The organism is Bacteroidota bacterium, assembly GCA_017303905.1.
Classification (GTDB): domain Bacteria; phylum Bacteroidota; class Bacteroidia; order B-17B0; family Aurantibacillaceae; genus JAHEYG01.
The window spans coordinates 477,083-496,255 of sequence record JAFLBH010000003.1; the positions used below are offsets into that span (position 1 = coordinate 477,083).

A 19,173-nucleotide genomic window follows, 5' to 3' on the forward strand; every position below is an offset into this window, starting at 1 on the left:
TAGAAATATCAAATTATAATCTCGTCAATTGGCCTTTTAATGAGTGAATGACTTACACCACTTAGGTTATGCGTAATGTTAAAATAAACTCTGAGCTTCTTAATCTTACCTAAACTATGTATGCCTTCACCTGAATCTCTGTTATAAAGGTGGTGTGGAGCTCGTATGTATTTTAAAAATGCTAGTTGCTCTCCTCTGCTATTTCGAGTGTCAAAATATTGTTTCATAAAAGCGTCATAGCGAACCTTCCAAGTAGGACTATAACTATTCACTCCTTTTTTGTGAATGTAACTCAAAATACTATCGGGCTGAAGATTCGCTAATTCACGTTGAATGTTATAATCATGTGTGTATCCGAATCCACTCACCGGTAAAGTGTTTTCATTTACCAATCGTAAAAATTTATCGTATTGAATCCACTGATGATAAGGGTCAAAATCATTTTTGTGTATAGCTGCAGTGTGTCCTCTATCATCTATCGCTTCATAAGTAAAAAATTGATTTATGCATGTATCAAACCATCCGATTGGATATGGCCTTAACCAAATGAAAGAACTTACGATAATTATTAATGAAACCTTAAAAGTTTTGACAGAATAAAAACTTGTATCAAAGGTTTTATTTAATAATATATAAATCAGCAAAGCATCAATTGCCATCCATTTCCAAAACAACATACTGCCGGCTAGAAAAATACCTATATGCAATAGAATAAAGGCAATCAAACCAAGTATAGCCCACCGGCGACTAATCAGAATGCAAAACGCGGAAATTTCGATGAAAAGAGTACTCAGTTTAAAAACAAAATCTCCATTATCCAAAACAGAATTGATGCTATGAATTGTATCATCAGAGACATTAAACATCCAGCCGCGTTGATGCGCGTTGAGAAAAAAATCGCTCAATTTATTTTGCAAAAGCCATTCGTAACCTTGTGGCGACATAAATATTTTTGAAACACCGGTGGCAAAATAATTGGAAGCCACAATACATAAAACCAGTTGCACAAAATCGGGAGTCCTCCCTTTAAAATAAATTTTACTGTAAGTTATTGCCGTGAAGAGTATCAAAATATCAAACAACAACCGCTTATCAAACAAATCAAAGCCTTCGATTGGATAATTAAATTGCGAACGATACACTAATGCAATGGTAATGTACACCGGACTCAAAAAAGGCATTCGCCATAGAAGAAACGGAAAAATTGCCAATAAAATTCTATCCAGATAAAATGCATTATCCAAATAATAATTATAATTATAGGTACATAATTCCCATGATAATAATGCAGCGGAAAAAGTGACGAGTAATCGTTCAGATTGAGAAAATGAAAACGCTGCAATTTCTTTTTTATACTTCAGGATGGGTCGTATTATTAACACAAATCCAATTAAAAAAAGGGGATGCAAAAAGGCACTTAAACAAATTGAAAAATGATGATACGGCACATATGATAAAATTGCCTCAATGAATGACGAATTGAAATAAGAATTTATTTTAGAAAAATTAATTGTAAATCCGTTATAAAACACAAAAAGGGAAATTAGTCGGATACAGAGAAAAACTAAAAGAGTAAAAACTAATGGTGCGTATTTATTCTGACGTATTCTATTGTATACAGTCAAGGCGCCCAACATTATCTTGCTTCATTAATGTTTTTTGGAACCCTCATTAATAACACAAAGCCAATTACGAAAAAAGCGATTAAAGCGAGTACAGAATTTCGCATACCTCCGGTTACTTCCGCAATAATTCCGAACGACATAGTACCAAGTATCATTCCCATTTTTTCCATTACATCATAGAAACTGAAATAACTGGCATGGTCTTCAGTTTCGGGTAATAACTTTGAATACGTTGAGCGTGACAAAGCCTGAATTCCGCCCATTACAAAGCCAACCAGTGCTGCAACAATGTAAAAATGTATTGGAAGTGTAACCACAAAATAAGTAAAGGCGCAAATGAAAATCCAAATTAGAATTGCTACACTTAATGCCTTAATACTATCAGTTTTTCGAGCCAGCCATGAAAAAACAAAAGAACCTGCAATACCTAAAAACTGAATTAGAAGTATACTAATAATTAAAGAAGAGGTTTTGGTTTGTTCATCGGGCCATGTAATTTCCTTGCGTGCGAATAACACTGCCATTACCATAACGGTTTGCACACCCATGTTGTAAAAGAAATAAGCATAGAGAAAGCGTTTTAATTTTTTCTGACGGAGAGCCTGAAACACGACTATTTTTAATTCGGAAAAACCCTTTGAAAAAATATTATTTTTTTCACCGTGCTGATGTCCGCCAACAATATTAGGAAGCTTAGAAAAAGTATATTGAGCAAAACCAATCCACCACACTCCTACTAAAAGAAAAGAATATTTCGCCGGCCATTTAAGGACCATAATGGTTATTAAACAAACAATTAATAAGAGCGAACTGCCGAAGTACCCCATAGCAAATCCGCGTGCGCTGACCTTATCTTGATTTTCGGGTGAAGCAATTTCGGGCAAGTAGGAATTGTAATAAACCAAACTGCCCCAAAAGCCAATTGTGGCGAAAATGAAAGGAATAAAACTTAACTCGAGATGCTCACGGTTAAAAAAGAATAAGCCCATGCAGGAAAGAGAACCCAGGTAGCAAAAGAATTGAAGAAAGCGTTTTTTGTTTCCGAGATAATCGGCCACGCCACTAAGAATTGGAACAATTAGCACAACAATAAAAAGTGCAAACGAATACACATAGGAATAAATAGTTGTATTATGAATTTCATAACCAAATACATTTACCACATCGCCAATGAAATTTTTATTACCATCGTGCGACGTGATGTATTCGTAATAATTAGGAAAAATGGCTGATGTTATTACAAGCGGAAAAACTGAATTAGCCCAATCATAAAATGTCCAGGCACGAATAGTTTTTTTGTCGTCCTTTTTTATATCCATATTACTTTTTTACGATTTCGAATTCAACGCGTCGGTTTTTAATTCGTCCTTCTTCCGTATCATTGCTAGCGATTGGTTGATCGGAACCATAACCCTTAAAATACATTTTGTTTTGAACTCCCTTTTTAATCAGGTATTCGAAAACCTCACGCGCACGTTGTTCAGAAAGTTTTTGGTTCTTCTTTGCGCTACCTATATTGTCGCTATGTCCGCCAATTCTGATTTCCATATGGGGATTTCGAAGGAGGTACTGTGCCAATTTATTTAATTCCACATAAGATTCTGAAAGCAAGTAGTACTTACCTTCATCAAAAACAATATTTTTCAAGGTTACTTTTTCACCAACCTGAATATCCTTTTTTACTTTAAGAATTGAATCTTCGTCATTCTTAATACTCGCTACATATTCAATAGCCACTTTTTCACCGGGAGCCTTTGTAAGCTTTACATCGTCAACAAAATAATAAGCCTCTTTGAAACCCCTTTTAAGAATATTTATGCGTGGAAGTTCTTTATTGATATCGTGGAAGAAATTACCAATTGTTAAATATTTCTCTCCTCCATCCGCTTTGTACTTTCCTGAAATTTTAAACCATTGATATCCGTTTACGAATCCACCTTTCTTACAAATGGTATCAATGAGATTTGATTTTACGGCATCTCCTTGACTATGGTATCCACCTTTCGAGAATAAAGCACCAAACGATTTAAGCATGGCATTACTCCAATAAGCCATCCGAACATACATCTCGAACTCATAGACCGTTCCCCGGTGTAATTGCTCGGCTAAACGAACTTGTGCATATTCTTTATATCGTTTTTGAAAGCGCAAGCCGATGTATCCATCCCCGGTTCGGGCACCACGTTGAGCGGTCGTATCCTTTTCGGCAGGAGACTGATAAAAATCTACGGATGCGATTTGAGTCCAAGGTATCGCCTGACGAATACTGGAAGATTTCTTGCGGTAATTTTCAAAGCTTCCGTTTGGCACCAGGTTTTTTTCAGGTGGTGCATCCTGGCCTCGTAAGAAGGTGATTACCAAACATAAAAAAATTAACAATATATTATTTAACCTTCTCACAATAAAACAAATATAACCTATATAAGGGTTTAAACGCTTTCATCAATAATTATTGTTTTTAACACTTGGATATTCAAAAAAATGCTGTACATTTGCAGTCCCAATTTTGGGATTGAATATTTAAAACGTATTATAATGGCAAATCACAAGTCGGCAATTAAGCGTATTCGTGCTAATAACTCTAAGCGTTTACATAATCGTTATTTTGCTAAAACGACCCGTACAGCAGTAAAAAAATTACGTACAGCTACAGCTAAAAAAGAAGCTGAAGCGTTGTTACCAAAGGTTTCTGCTATGTTGGATAAGTTAGCGAAGCGTAATGTTATACATAAGAATAAAGCTTCGAACTTAAAATCGAAGTTAGCGAAGAAAGTTAACGCTATTAAAAAATAGTATTTTACTAGAAATCAAGGATATACAACCCTGACAATTCAAAAGATTGTCAGGGTTTTTATTTTTAACAAAAACCCAATAAAAGCTTGGGCATAATAAAATTATTTCTATTTTTGCTCAGCTGTTTACTATATAAATAAAACAACCCAAACTATGAATTCAAAATTTTTAAGGACACTAGGTGCCGGTTTATCTGTAGCTGTTGTATTAACAGGCTGTAATGGATTAGGCAAAATGATTAAGAAACAAAAAGACATTAGTTATAATGCCACTCCAAACCCGATTGAGATGCATGGTGACAGTATTCAATTTAGCGTAAGCGGTAAGTTTAACCCTAAATTGTTTGCTAAAAAAGTAACCATGACTATCACTCCTGTGTTAAAATATAACGGTGGTGAAAAAGCTTTAAAACAAGTTGTTTTAGTAGGTGATAAAGCTACAGGCAGCGGACAAAAAATCAGCTTCGATAAAGGTGGTTCATTCAGCTATACATCTGAGAAGTTTTTATATGAGCCCGGAATGAAAGTGGGTAAAGTAGAATTACGCGCTCAAGGTCAGGTGAAGAAAAAAGTAAAAGACTTTACACCGATTGAAATCGCTGATGCAACTATCGTTACTCCGTTATTAGTTCGTAATGACGAAAAAGGAATTTACGGTAAAGATGCATTTGTAAAAACAACACCTGTAAATCAAGTAGCTCATATTTATTACGTAATCAACCAGTCAACTGTTCGTCCGGCTGAAATGAAGAGCGAAGAGATGAAAGCTGTTCAAGATTTCTTGAAAGCAAATTTAAACAACTCATGGTATGAGTTTAAAGGTATCAGCGTTTCTGCTTACGCATCTCCGGATGGTGAAACTGAAAAGAACGAAAACTTAGCTAAAGATCGTGCTTCTTCAGGATCTGCCGCTATGATGGGTGAATTCAAAAAAGACAAAAACAAAAATGTAACTTTTGGTAAAACTAAAGAACAATATGTTGTAGGTACTACTAAAGAAGATTGGGAAGGTTTCAAATCTTTAATGGAAGCATCAACAATGGCTGACAAAGATTTAATCTTACGTGTTTTAACTATGTACTCTGATCCTAATCAACGTCGTACTGAAATTAAAAACTTATCTAAGACTTATGTTGAGTTAGCTGAAAAAGTATTACCAAAATTACGTCGTTCTGAAATTACTATCAACGTAGATAAGAAATCTCGTACCGACGAAATGATTTCTGCTTTATGTACTTCTCACCCTGATAGCTTATCAGTTGAAGAGTTATTATATGGCGCTAATTTAACAAACGATATCAATACTAAAGTTCAAATTTACACGGCTGCTGAAAAGCAATACGGTTCTGATTGGAGAACTTCAAACAATTTAGGTGTTGCATTATTAATGCAAAACAAAGTTTCTGAAGCAGGTGAAGCATTCAAACGTGCTTCTGCAAATGCTGCAGGTAACCCAATTGTAATGAATAACCTTGGTATCATTGAAGCTAAAAACGGTAACCGTACAGCTGCTATGGATTTATACAACAAAGCAAGTGGTGCAGGTTCTGAAGTAAACTACAACAAAGGTATCATTCAGATCCGTGATGCTAAATACAGCGATGCAGTATCTAGCTTCGGTTCTTACAATGGATTTAACAAAGCATTAGCTCAATTATTAGCTGGTTCATCAGATGCTGTTAACGCAACAATTGATGGAAGCAACGAAAAAGGAATGGCATTAAGCTATTATTTAAAAGCTGTTGCTGCTGCTCGTCGTAACAATACATCTGAAGTTTTAATGAATTTAAAGACTGCTATTGAAATGGACGGTACATTAAAGCAAGCTGCTAAAGATGATGCTGAATTCGTAAAATTACGCGCTGAAGGTGGTTTCACTTCTTTAGTGAACTAATCTTTTAAATAGATTAAATAAAGCCCTCGTAGAAATGCGGGGGCTTTTTGTTTTATGTATCCTCAAGGGCCGAATCTTCGTATAAGTACGTGAAAACAATGTTTGAATGATTATATAAATTGTACGCGGCATTCAATTTGATTAACTTTATTACACTAAAACATTTATCATGAAAAAACTTATTGGCTTAATGACAGTTGCACTGATTGGTTTATCATCATGCAATAAAAACACGGACTGTGGTGTGAAAATTAAATGCAAAGACCAAAATGGCAACAATGTTGATAACGCTAAAGTGGAATTGTATGCGACAGTGAAAAATGAAAATAGCAGTTCCTTTATTGCTGATATAAAAGCAAGTGGTGTTACTGACGGAAACGGTGAGAGTAATTTTATCTTTAAACTTCCGGCGATTTATGATGTAAAAGTTACTTCGGGAACAAAATCAAGCAAATCGATTGTTAAGTTAGAGGAAGGTAAAACCGTTACCGAGGAGATCATAATTCAATAATTACGCATTAATTAAATTAAAAAGCCTTTCCAAAATTGGAAAGGCTTTTTAATTGGTAGCGGAGACGGGAGTTGAATCTACCTGGCTAACGCCAGTTAGACAGGCCCGTGATTTTTAAGTAATAAATTCAATTTACGTTTACCTGCAGCCGATTTATAATATTTCTCTGCTACTCTAGCTTTATTGCGATCAATAAAACTTTCCTGATATATTAATTGGAATGGTTTATATGGTTTAGTGCTTTTGTTTAATCCGGAATTATGTTCATGTAATCGACGCTCCAAATTATTGGTTTGTCCTATATACAACCAATTCCGAACTTCTGATTTTATAGCATAAACAATTATCATAACAACAAAAAAGCCTCAAATTGAGGCTTTTTAATTGGTAGCGGAGACGGGAGTTGAACCCGTGACCTCAGGGTTATGAATCCTGCGCTCTAACCATCTGAGCTACCCCGCCATGATTTAAAAAAAAGAACTTTATTAGTCGCCGCTCTAATGGCGAGGTTTTCACTCGCCATCGCGAGCATAGCCTCGCGACCATCTGAGCTACCCCGCCATTTAGGGCTGCAAATATAGTATTTTTTATACGTCGCAAAAACTTCAAGAAAAAAACCGTAATTAGATATAATTCATAATTAAGTTAAAATACTGTTTTTCAGTAGTTTAAAAGAGTGCTCATTAGGGGTCGGTAAAATAATTTTTAAGGCTTTCCTTTTATTTAGTAAAAGCAATTGCGGGACAAAAAAAATTTTCTATATTTCAAAAAAAATTGGTGCTATGTCGAAGAAAAAGAAGGTTTCGTCAGGAAAAACTAAGGCAAAGTCGGCTTCAAAACCTGCTAAGAAAAAAGTAGTAAAGTCGGCAAAAGTTGCGCCTAAGAAAAAGGTTGTAAAGAAAACGAAAGTAAAACCTAAAGCTAAGCCGGTTAAGGCTGCAAAAAAAGCAAATAAACCTGCTAAGAAAGTTGCCGTTAAAAAAACTGTCGCGAAAAAAGTTTCAAAGACGACACCAAAAATTTCAGCTAAAGATTTTAAAAACAAAACAATTGTAAAAGGTTCGATTAAAGAATATTCGAAACCAATTGAGGAAATTAAAAATCCTGTTTTGTTAAAAAAAGAAGATAAACCAATTCCTGAATTCCAACCTATTATTAAACCAACAGTTAAAGAAGAGGTTAAACAAAAAGATAATTTTCCTACTGCCTTAAAAAGTACTTCTGCCAATTCATTTTTATCTGCTGCAAAGAAAAACGAGGCTTATTCGGTGAAACCTGAAAAAGAACCTCCGGGAAAATTTGAAATTGAAATGGTTATCCGAGCTTCCGCCGAATTACTCTATGAATTCTTAGTAACACCAAGCGGATTATCGGAATGGTTCTGTGATGATGTAAATATCCGTAATGGTATTTATACCTTTATTTGGGACGGACAAATGCAACAAGCGCGTTTATTAAAAACCATTGAAGAGCAATTAGTACGTTATCAGTGGGTTGAAAAAACGGATGGCAGCTACTTCGAATTCAAGATTCAAAAAGATGAATTAACGAACGATATTTCTTTAATCATTACAGATTTTGCCGTTGATAAAGGCGAACAAGAATCTTCCAAATTATTATGGCATAGCCAAATCGATAAATTACTCCATGTAATGGGGTCCTTTTTCTAAAATTAATTTTTGTAATTTCAACCCTGAAGAAATCCACTTCAGGGTTTTTTATTTTATCATGAAAAGAATTTCCATTTTACTTTTGTTGGCAACTGCCATTTCTAATGCTCAAACCATTTCAGAATCGAACTTAAAAAAACACATCAGCTTTTTAGCTTCCGATAATTTACACGGAAGAGGTACCTCAACCGACGATGAAAAAAAAGCTGCTGACTATATTGCGAAAGAATTTAAAAAGTATGGACTTACTCCCGGAAATTCAAATTCTTATTTCCATGAATTTACCTTCCGCAAAAATTTAAATCCACACGACACGTCCACAATAAATATTCCTGAAAGAAAAGGAACGAATGTTATTGGATTTCTTGACAACAAGGCACCTTACACCATTGTGATTGGCGCACATTACGACCATTTAGGATTAGGTCATGATAAAAACAGTTTGGATGCAAATCCTACAGGTAAAACACATAATGGTGCCGATGATAATGCGAGCGGAACCGCAGGCGTTTTAGAATTAGCAAATTACTTCTCCTCTAATAAAACAACCGAGAAGTTTAATTTTCTTTTCATGTGCTATTCAGGTGAAGAACTTGGATTGATTGGCTCTAAAAAATGGTGCGACAACCCTACCTACCCTCTTGATAAAATTAATTATATGTTAAACATGGATATGATTGGCCGACTGAACGACAGCACTCAAAAATTAATTATTTATGGTGTAGGTACATCTCCGGTTTGGGTGCCAATGATTGATAGTATAAAATCTGGACTTAGTATTAAAAAAGACAGCGCGGGTATTGGTCCGAGTGATCAAACTTCCTTCTATTTGAAAAACATCCCGGTGTTACATTTCTTTACCGGACAACATAGCGATTATCACAAACCAAGTGATGATGCCGATAAAATAAATTATAAAGGTGAAGTGAAAGTTTTGGAATACATGTTGCGCGTTATTAAAAACACCGAGAGCATGGATAAACTGGCATTCCTTAAAACAAGAAATCCTGAAAATGGCAAAGGCGGATTTAAAGTAACTATGGGAATTATGCCCGATTACACCTTTGAAGGAAAGGGTTTGCGTGTGGATGGTGTGAGTGATGGAAAACCCGCCGCGAAAGCAGGCATACAAAAAGGAGATTTAATCATTAAATTAGGAGAATACCCAGTTAATAATGTAAAAGAATACATGAGTGCACTTGGTAATTTTAAGAAAGGCGACACGACAAAAGTAAAAGTGAACCGCGAAGGAAATATTATTGAGTTGGATGTTACGTTTTAACTAAACGCCTACCATCTGCTGTTTTTCAAAATCCCAAACTTTTAATTTAAAGCAAGCGATTATGTCTTTTGGTTTCAAAGATGTTTTCTTTGCATTCTGTAATTCCGGCAAAGCCTTCATTACTTCAGGTAAGCGGTAAAACGGAATACGCGCGTTCATATGATGTACGTGATGATAACCAATATTAGCGGTTACCCAATGCATGAATGGATTCAAATCCATGTAGCTCGAAGACTCTAATGCTGCGCCTTCGTAAGTCCACTCTTCATTTCCTTTAAAGGTAACACCCGGAAAATTATGCTGAGCATAAAACAAGTATGCACCCATAGCTCCCGAAATAAAATGCGGAATAACACAAAGTAAAATCCAGGTTTGCCAACCTAAAAAATAAATCACCGTGAACTGGTAAGCGAAGTGTACAATTAAAGCTACTAACGAATCAATGTGTTTAGAAAAACGATTGAGAATAGATTTGAAACACATGCCCCACATGAAAGCAAAGAAATAGCCGAATAAAATAGTTAAGGGGTGACGAATAAATAAATAATGTATCTTTTCCCAGGTACTGCATTTTTCATATTTCTGCTTAGTATAAATAGGATAAGAGCCAATAGCTGCGCTGTACAACTTTGAATTATTTTTATGGTGGTAATCGTGACTACGGCTCCAAATGCCTGTTGGTGCTAAAACATAAAATCCAAAAAGTGTAAATAAAATATCTGCCGCTGTTGATTTCTGTAAAATAGTTTTATGTTGATGGTCGTGATAAATAACAAATAAGCGCACAATCACCAATCCGGCCATAATGCTGCAAGCTAGTTTTAATATCCAATGAAAATTATATACCGTACCAAATAAAAGTGCAATTAAAATAAATAAAGTACTGAGGGTATGATACCAGCTTTTAAAGCGGTCTTCCTTCATAAAAGGCTTGGTAGCCAAAATCAGTTGTTTACCCTGTAACATAATCGTACAAATATACGAAGCGAATGGGTATAATTAAAGGGTAAAATCAGGCGGTGGGACGCTTATGTTTCCAGCGGCGGTGACTCCACAGCCATATTTCGGGTTGCTTTTTTATGTCTTCTTCCAGCCTACGGGTGTGTAATTCGGAAATTTCTCCCTCTTTGGTGCTTTTAGGCTCATTCACAAGAATTTCCGCATTTACTAAATAATGTCCGCGTTTAGGCCGACTTACCGTAACATATACAATAGGATAATTCAATTTTTGCGCGATTTTCTCTGTTCCCACAAAAACCGGCGTATCCTGATTGAGGAAAGTAGTCCAATAAGCACCCTCAGGTGGTGGTGTTTGATCGGCGATAAAAGCGGTAGCATTAATTTCATTTCTGTTTTTTATCATTTCGCGCATCACCTCGCGCATGGCATATAATTTATTTCCAAAACGAGTACGCATTTTGTACATCAGGTTATTGAATTGCTTATTAGTTAAGGGATGATAAATCACATACAGTTGTTGCTTCAACAATAAACTAAACGTATTACCGGCCCACTCCCAATTGCCATAATGTCCCATAACGATAATGCAACTTTTTTTCTCGTCATTTAATTTATTAAAGAGGTCGGTAGTTTGTTGAGTAAAAGCACAACGATTAATTGCTTCCTTTTTTGAAATGGTAAGTGTTTTAAAAGTTTCCAAAAACAAATCACAGAGGTAACGATAAAATTTTCTTTCGATAGTTTTTAATTCTTCGTGCGTTTTTTCGGGAAAAGAATTTTTAAGGTTTTGGTAAACAACCTTTTTTCTGTACCCAATTACATAATAGAGCAACACATAAAAGAAATCGGAAACCCCATAAAAAAGTGGGAACGGAATAATAGAAATTAAATAAATAAAAGGTAATCCTATGTAAAATCCTATAGCGCCCATTTGTTTTCTAAAATTACGAATTCTTTACAAAAGAAAAAGCCCCACCTTTCGGCAGGGCTTTTTAGATTAGAAATATCGATTATTCCTTCACCAATTTACCTTGTTTAATAGTTCCGTTAGTATTTGTTACTTTAAACAAATATGCACCGGATGCTATTTCTTTAGTAGAAATGGTCGTTTGATTATTTGATAATATCTCTTTCAAGATTAGTTTTCCATTTAAATCATAAAGTTCAAAATACGTATCGCTATATAATTCAGTTAAAACTACGGTTACAAAATGATTCGCAGGATTTGGGAATAATTTGAAATCAAAATCAGAAGCTATTTCATTTAAACCTGTACATGTATTAACTGTTACAGTTGCAGTGGCCATATTTGAACAAGCACCTGTTATACCCGTTACAGTATATGTAGTAGTAACTGACGGTGTAACTGTTATAGCTTGAGTGGTTGCTCCTGTATTCCAAGAATAAGTAGTTGCTCCGGTAGCAGCAACAGAAGTAGTTTGACCTGCACAAATACTAAAGCTTGTAGCCGCAACAGAAGGCGAATTAACTACACCAACAGTTACCGGAATTCTTCCGCTGCTGCAACCCGGTTTTCCATAACGAATCACGCCATTGAACACACGTGGTGTAAACGTTACTGCAAAATAACCTCCGCCATTTCCTTCTTTAAATTGTAAATCTGCATTAGAAGCATACACATTTCCTACAGCTGTACCATTGGTATAAGATACACCCGGACCACCATTAGTTGTTACGTAAAACGCGTATGTTTGTCCTGCAGGCACGTTAACTGTAAATGAACCCGGAATATTAGTAAGCATACCAGGACCGGCACTTGTTACGGTAGTTGTTAAAGCTTGTGTCCAACCAACATTCGAAGATTCGAATCCAACAAAGGTACCCGGACGATACCAAACTTCAATTGTAGAAACACCCGTTGCACTTAAGTGCATATCAAAACCATTTACTTCAATATTGTTAAGAGCAGTAATGTCAAACATATTACCTGATTGTCCGTTACCTGCAATCATAGTGGTTTGTAAAGAACCGGAAAATACTGAATTTGCTTCTGCGTAAAAAACAGTAGTAGTGGTTAATACAGGCGTTGCAAATATACTTCCGCTAGCAAGTGCTGTTGTTGATGTAGGTGTAGCATACCAAGTAATATTAGGCACGCTGGCATTCGCAGTAATTGAAGTTGTTCCAGGATAAGAGCAAACTGTTCCGCCTGATGAAGCAATCGTTGGGTTTGGAACAACTTGAACTGTTACAATAACCGGACTACTGATACAACTGATAGACGATGTACCTGTAACGGTATATGTAGTAGTAACTGAAGGATTGATAGCTATAGAAGAAGAATTAGAGCCTGTATTCCAAGTATAAGTTGCAGCACCACTCGCGCTTAATGTGCCGCCTGAACCTTGGCATAATTGTGTGTTTCCTGTTACAAGAACATTCGTATTATTTACTACCAATGTAGCTTGAGAAGTTACAGTGCCACCAACCGAATTAGTAGCCACACATTGATAAACGTAATTATTGTACGTTCCCGGAACATTCGTTAGCGTTAATGTTGGAGTATTTGCACCTGCGTATACACCACCATTGGTTACATTTACAAACCCGGTTCCGTTATTAACCATCCAAGTATAGGAAGTTGCTCCGGTAGCTGCCATCGCAAATGATGTGCTGCCATTTCCGCAAATAACTGTACTGTTTGGCTGCGACGTAATGGTAGGTGAACCTGCAATACTTCCTGTACAGGTTACAACTGTAGTACGACAGGCACTTTCAACACCGCAAGTTGGAGAATCTGCTACATGCAAACGGTATGCACCTGGTACACTAACTGTAACTGTTAACGGAGAATTACCAAATGCAAGAACTGTATTAGATCCATCTGTAAACGTAATGTAGTTTCCGATTCCGCCTGTTGAACTTAAAACGAACACACCATTAATATTGAATTGAATCGGATTAAATTCTCCGGCAAAAGTACAGGTATTAATAGTTTGAGAACCACACGCAGAGATAGTTCCGCTTCCATAAGTGTTAGGGCTAATGCAACCTTGCGCGCTTATGGTCGACGGCATACTAAATGCCAAGGTTAGCAATGCAAAAAACAAATTGTAGATTTTTTTCATGGTTATATTATTTAAATTTTGTGCAAATGTAGGGCAATTTTAAGAGCCCTTTTTACGATTAATATTAACATTTACAGTATCTAAAACAATAAAGTTAGCTATAAACAAAAAACCCCGAGTGTTACCTCGGGGTTTTTGATTAAAAAGAGTAATACAACTACAAATTACTCCTTAACTAATTTGCCTTGTTTGATGGTTTGGTTACCATTAACAATGCGATACATGTAAACACCGTTTGCTAATTTTTCGGCGTTAACGGTATTGCTCAAGGAATTTAATTTATCAGTTAACACAACACGACCCAGAGCATCTAAAATTACCAAAGTAGCATTAGTGTTTTCTTGATTTACAATTACATTGTATATACCTGTACTTGGATTTGGATAAACAATTACACCTGAATTATCAACTAATAACTGATCGATACCTGTACAAGTTCCTACTACCTGAGTTATGGTTGTATCTTTTGAACATCCACCTGCAGTACCTGTTAAAGTATAAGAAGTAGTAACCGTTGGAGAAACAATAATACCTTGTGTGGTTTGTCCTGTACTCCAGGAATAAGTTGTAGCGCCGTATGCAATTAAAGTTGCTGAGCTTCCTGCACATAAAACTGAATTAGTAGTAGTAACACTTAATGTTGGAGCCGGATTTACAGTAACCGTAACCGGAATACGAGGGCTCGTACAACCTACTTTTGTGTAATAGATATTACCATTAAACATACGTCCTGCATTTACACCACCAAATTGAGAGCATAATCCGGCACCGGTTTGAACTGAAATATCTGTGTTACTATAAAGGTTAGTACCATTAGTATAAGATGAAGGATAGTTAAAGAAAATACCGGTTAACTGACTAGCAGGAATAACCAATGGAGGATTGAAAACAACTCTGGAAGCATTACCACTACCCGCACTTACTGCTGTAACTGTATCCCATGCTGTCCATGCTGCTGCAGAAGTTTCATTTCCTAAATAAGTTCCTACTTTATAGAATAACATTAATTGGAATGTTGAACTCGCCGCAGTGGTTGTATTAACATCAATACTATCAATTTGTATACTTCCATTAGTAGGAGTTAAATCAAACATGGTTCCACCTCCACAACTATTTCCACCTGAGAATAAAGTTTGTAAACTTCCTGTACCTGTTGATTTAGCCTCTGCATACACTGTTGAGTTAGCAACTGCAGTTGTTGTGTACGTATTACCGGATGCAATTGGTGTGGTAGCGCTCGGTGTTGCATACCAATTAACAGGCCCGAATGCAGATGCTGTTAAAGAAACTGTAGTTCCTGAACAGGCCGCAACACCTGTTGCACTAATGGTTGGATTAGTTACCGTTACTGTAGAAATTTTTACAGCAGTACATGTTCCATCACTTGCCGTTAAAGTATAAACAGTGGTTGAAGTTGGATTCACTGCAATTGTATTCGTATTTGCGCCTGTACTCCACGTGTATGAAATTGCACTTCCTCCTGCTGTCAAAACAGTTGAGTCGCCCAAACATAAACTGTTTTTACCAATAATACTTAAGGAAGGGCTAACAGTTCTGTTAATTGTACTTATATCATTAAATGTGTTAACGTCGCCTGCTAAACCTGTTGTAGATGTGATAGTGTAAATTCCACTTACACTCATGTTAATTGTTCCAACGGTAAAGTTCGCGCTTGCACCTGAAGCCAAAGGACCAGGATAAGTATTCGTGATGGTTTGGCTCAATGCTCCACCCACATAAACACTTACAGGGACATTGGAGATTGATGCGGTACCAAAATTCCTAACTGTAACTACCATTGTTTCATTTGCAGAATAACATGCGCCTAAAGATGGTGTAACAATAGCAGTAACACCTGCATCAGTTGCTGATCCGTTATAAAGATTAATATTATCTAAATGAAAATCGTATGATTCTAAATCATCGGTTGGACCATCTTGCGCTAAGAAAGCAACAATAATATCTTGTCCGGCATAAGCACCTAAATTCACAACAAAATTTGTAAATAAAGTGGTTAAGCTGTTTGTAGCGCTTACTGTGAATACAGGAGCGTAGCTTAATCCACAATCTGTAGACACCATCACGCGAACCTTATCATCACTTCCCATGGCGCTATATGTATTCACCGAACCTACAGCTGTGATGGCTGCGTCAAATGAAATTTGAGAGTTTGCCGTTGCAGTAAACTTAGGACCTACTATCCACTCGTTACGACTAACCGCGAGTAAATTGATTCTTGCAGTAACATTACCTGCGCCGTTCAAATTGTTTTGAGAAGTCCATGCAGAAGTTGAACCTGTTGGAGTTGCAGAACCTGTTGCTTCACTCCATAATGGAAAATTAGCGGTTAAATTAGCGCCTGTAAATCCGGTGAAACTAACAGATGTAGGTAAGGCTGAAGGGCCAACAACAGTACGGGTTACAATAGCCATGGTATCGTTTGTTAAATTACCATCGCCACTTAATGCAGTATAAGCCGTAAAATTATAAATACCTGCAGTGGTCATATTAACTGTACCAACTGTAAAGCTTGCAGAAGAAGCAGGAGCAATTGTCCCTGTAAATGTAGCATTCGTAGTTTGTGACGTTGCTCCACTTACTAACACAGTAACCGGAATATTTGTTACAGGTAAAGAACCATAGTTATTAAGTGTAACAACCATATTTTCTGCTGCACCATAACAGCCTGTTAAAGCAGGCTTTGTTAATGTGCTAACACCGGCATCCTGCGGTAAAGCATTGTATAAATTAATATTATCCAAATGAAAATCGTACGTCTCTAAATTATCGATAGGGCCATCCGTTGCTAAAAACGCAACGATAATATTTTGTCCGGCATAAGCGCCTAAAGGAGCTACAAAATTAGTAAAACTTGTAGTTAAACTATTAGTAGCACTTACTGTGAATACCGGTGTGAATGAAATACCACAATCAGTAGAAACCATTACACGAACCATATCATCACTTCCCATCACACTTGGAGTAACAACACTGCCAACTGCAGTAACAGCTGCATCAAATGTAATTTGAGATGTTGAAGTAGCTGTAAACTTCGGACCAACTAACCACTCGTTACGTGTATTAGTTAATAAATTAATACGTGCAGTAATGTTTCCTGCACCATTTAATCCGGTTTGAGAAGTCCATAATGAAGTTGTTCCGGTAGGAACGATTGAACTTGTAGCCTCGCTCCATAATGGGAAGTTAGTCGTTAAGTTCGCGCCTGTAAATCCGGTGAAATCAACCTGTGTTGGAATAGTAGAAATAGGAAACACCGTACGAGTAGCAGTTCCCATTGCATCATTAGGGGCATTCAAATCACCCGCTAAAGATGTGTAGGCATTAAATGAATATGTACCTGCAGTTAACATGTTCAATGTTGCAACGGTGAAGTTAGCAGAAGCACCTGCGGCTAACGGACCGGGATAAGTTGCATTACTTGTTTGAGTAGCAGCACCTGATACAATTACAGTAACAGGGATGTTAGAAATAGAAGCGGTACCGTAGTTTTTAACACTTACCACTAAATTCTCTGCCGCGCCATAACAACCGTTAGTTGCCGGACTCACTAAAAAGGCAACGCCGGCATCAGTAGCCACACCTGCTAAACCGTCAAATTCATAGGCACCCATATCAGGATTTGTGTTCGCGTTCACACCGGTCTTAGGACGAGTAAACGCGTCATGATCGATACCTGTAACGGTAGTAGTAACAGCGCCTGATTCGATTGGTGTAACCGTATTATTAGCAAAATTTAAGTTTGTATTTGAAATGAAAGGAGCACCTGCATTAACAGGAGGAACAGAAGCATTATCGTTGGTAGGGTTATTTACCTGTGAGATAGCTGCCCAATTTGAAACAGTGGAATAGTTAACTGTTCCAACACGACCAACAAAATGCGCGGCATCGTTAGAAACCGTATAAGCATTATTATTAATACTTGCATTTAAAAAATTGTATGATGCAGGGAACCACATAGCCATAAACAATGGCGTTGTAACGGTTGAAGTCTGAATGTTATTGAAAATATTATTCTTCACTTCGATACCTGTAATTGCTGTTGAGGTTACCACAAAGGCAGCACTATAACAATTGGTTGTGCTTCCACCCGCTAAAGCACCGAATAAATTAACACTATTGTAAAAAATCTTATGTCCTGTACCGGAAGCTAAACGAATACCGAAAGCCTGAAAGGTAGTAGAAGTAGAATTGTAATTAGTAGTTATGATGTCGTAGATAACGTTATTTATAACAACGTGATTGTTACCACCTGCTAAATTGACACCGTATGCGCCCCATCCACCTGTGCTTGTAGACCAAATACCATAAATTTTATTACGAGAAATAGTAATTAAGTTAGAAGAACCTCCTAACGTAGAAATTCCGGCATTACTAATTGATGATGTAGCTTTTAATTCGAGTATTTCGTTTTGTGAAATAATTGAGTTAGTAGCATTGTTCAATTCAATTCCGCGATATGATAATTTTTCGGAAGTAATGGCGGAACCAAAAATATTATTGTTAATATTTAAGTTATCTGCAGTAGCTGTTGTTAAACCACCAATATACAAACCAAAGTAAGCACGGGTAAATTCGCAATTACTCACAGTGATATTATCGTAATCATTTCCAGTACCTGATGAAGTTAAATTAGCTGCGTTTGTACCTGCATATAAACCATAACTTGTTGTAACGGTACTACCACTCAAACCATCATTACCCGGAGTGCTACCCGCAATTTTACAATTTGTTATCGTATAATTAGTGGCGCCTAAACCTAAAGTTGCGCGACCGATTAAACGAATAGCTGCGGTAGCAGTAATGTTAGGAGCATTCGTGTTTTCAATGGTTAGATCGCGGTTAACCGGACCACCAATAATATCACCGTCGATGGTAATATTATCAGCACCATCAAACTCTAATACACCACGACCTGATGATGGAGCTCCGCTTATGGAAGCCACTACAGTTGGACGAATGATAATGGAAGTGTAGTTAGCCGCACCTTGTCCGCTTGCCGCCAAAGGTGTTGGTGTTAAAGGCTCAGTGGTGCTGGCCGTTATATCGATAGTGATGGCACCCGTGTGGGTACCTGCGTTAATAGCAGCGAAGGCCGCATTAACGTTGGAATAAGTAGCAGTTGAACCACCGGTTACTGTTACCTGCGAAAACAGTTGTATCGCAAAAAACGATAAAACCGTAAACATAAGTAGTTGTTTTTTCATCTTTCTTTAATTTTTCTATTACAACAAAGTTCTATATTAAATGTTGCAACAAATCATTTATTTGTTTTTTTAATACGTTTTTAAATAGTCATTAAAAGTTTTATTATATTAATTTACAATACTTT

13 protein-coding genes and 1 tRNA gene are annotated in these 19,173 nt (G+C 36.7%); 5 read left to right on the plus strand and 9 right to left on the minus strand.

The genetic code is table 11. From position 1 onward, the window contains the following. Positions 1-8 precede the first annotated feature (8 nt). From J0L69_12735 to J0L69_12745, 3 genes are all read right to left on the minus strand, one after another. The gene (locus J0L69_12735) at positions 9-1,382 is read right to left on the minus strand and encodes a hypothetical protein (GenBank protein ID MBN8694054.1); all 1,374 of its coding nucleotides are present in this window, start codon (positions 1,380-1,382) and stop codon (positions 9-11) included. Between the two features lie 254 nt (positions 1,383-1,636). Next, the gene (locus J0L69_12740; GenBank protein MBN8694055.1) at positions 1,637-2,944 is read right to left on the minus strand and encodes an MFS transporter; all 1,308 of its coding nucleotides are present in this window, start codon (positions 2,942-2,944) and stop codon (positions 1,637-1,639) included. A gap of 1 nt (position 2,945) precedes the next feature. After that, positions 2,946-3,986, minus strand: coding sequence for an OmpA family protein (locus J0L69_12745; GenBank protein MBN8694056.1), 1,041 nt, complete (start codon positions 3,984-3,986; stop codon positions 2,946-2,948). Positions 3,987-4,160: 174 nt separating this feature from the next. On the opposite strand from J0L69_12745, the gene J0L69_12750 reads away from it, so the two are divergent. From J0L69_12750 to J0L69_12760, 3 genes are all read left to right on the plus strand, one after another. Next, the gene (locus J0L69_12750; GenBank protein MBN8694057.1) at positions 4,161-4,418 is read left to right on the plus strand and encodes a 30S ribosomal protein S20; all 258 of its coding nucleotides are present in this window, start codon (positions 4,161-4,163) and stop codon (positions 4,416-4,418) included. Between the two features lie 153 nt (positions 4,419-4,571). Then, the gene (locus J0L69_12755; protein MBN8694058.1) at positions 4,572-6,311 is read left to right on the plus strand and encodes a hypothetical protein; all 1,740 of its coding nucleotides are present in this window, start codon (positions 4,572-4,574) and stop codon (positions 6,309-6,311) included. Between the two features lie 169 nt (positions 6,312-6,480). Further along, positions 6,481-6,822, plus strand: a complete 342-nt coding sequence (locus J0L69_12760; protein ID MBN8694059.1) for a hypothetical protein — start codon at positions 6,481-6,483, stop codon at positions 6,820-6,822. A 95-nt stretch (positions 6,823-6,917) separates the two neighbouring features. Here the strand turns inward: J0L69_12760 and J0L69_12765 are convergent, their stop codons facing one another. Both J0L69_12765 and J0L69_12770 read right to left on the minus strand, forming a co-directional pair. Next, on the minus strand, positions 6,918-7,172 hold the full coding sequence (locus J0L69_12765; GenBank protein MBN8694060.1) for a GIY-YIG nuclease family protein: 255 nt from the start codon (positions 7,170-7,172) through the stop codon (positions 6,918-6,920). Between the two features lie 35 nt (positions 7,173-7,207). Continuing rightward, positions 7,208-7,284 (minus strand) — tRNA-Met (locus tag J0L69_12770). Between the two features lie 848 nt (positions 7,285-8,132). Between J0L69_12770 and J0L69_12775 the strand changes: the two genes are divergently transcribed. Together J0L69_12775 and J0L69_12780 are read left to right on the plus strand one after the other, a co-directional pair. Continuing rightward, complete coding sequence (locus J0L69_12775; protein MBN8694061.1) at positions 8,133-8,492, plus strand: SRPBCC domain-containing protein; 360 nt, start codon at positions 8,133-8,135, stop codon at positions 8,490-8,492. Positions 8,493-8,550: 58 nt separating this feature from the next. After that, a complete protein-coding gene (locus tag J0L69_12780; protein MBN8694062.1) occupies positions 8,551-9,774 on the plus strand; it encodes a M28 family peptidase in 1,224 nt (407 codons plus the stop codon). On the opposite strand, the gene J0L69_12785 is transcribed toward J0L69_12780, so the two are convergent. From J0L69_12785 to J0L69_12800, 4 genes are all read right to left on the minus strand, one after another. Then, complete coding sequence (locus J0L69_12785; GenBank protein MBN8694063.1) at positions 9,775-10,740, minus strand: fatty acid desaturase; 966 nt, start codon at positions 10,738-10,740, stop codon at positions 9,775-9,777. 46 nt (positions 10,741-10,786) lie between these two features. Further along, positions 10,787-11,665: a lysophospholipid acyltransferase family protein gene (locus J0L69_12790; protein MBN8694064.1), complete on the minus strand. Its 879-nt coding sequence runs from the start codon at positions 11,663-11,665 to the stop codon at positions 10,787-10,789. Positions 11,666-11,744: 79 nt separating this feature from the next. Further along, positions 11,745-13,823, minus strand: a complete 2,079-nt coding sequence (locus tag J0L69_12795; GenBank protein MBN8694065.1) for a T9SS type A sorting domain-containing protein — start codon at positions 13,821-13,823, stop codon at positions 11,745-11,747. A 164-nt stretch (positions 13,824-13,987) separates the two neighbouring features. After that, positions 13,988-19,048 carry a T9SS type A sorting domain-containing protein gene (locus J0L69_12800; GenBank protein ID MBN8694066.1) on the minus strand — a complete coding sequence of 1,687 codons (5,061 nt, stop codon included), beginning with the start codon at positions 19,046-19,048 and terminating at the stop codon, positions 13,988-13,990. Positions 19,049-19,173 lie beyond the last annotated feature (125 nt).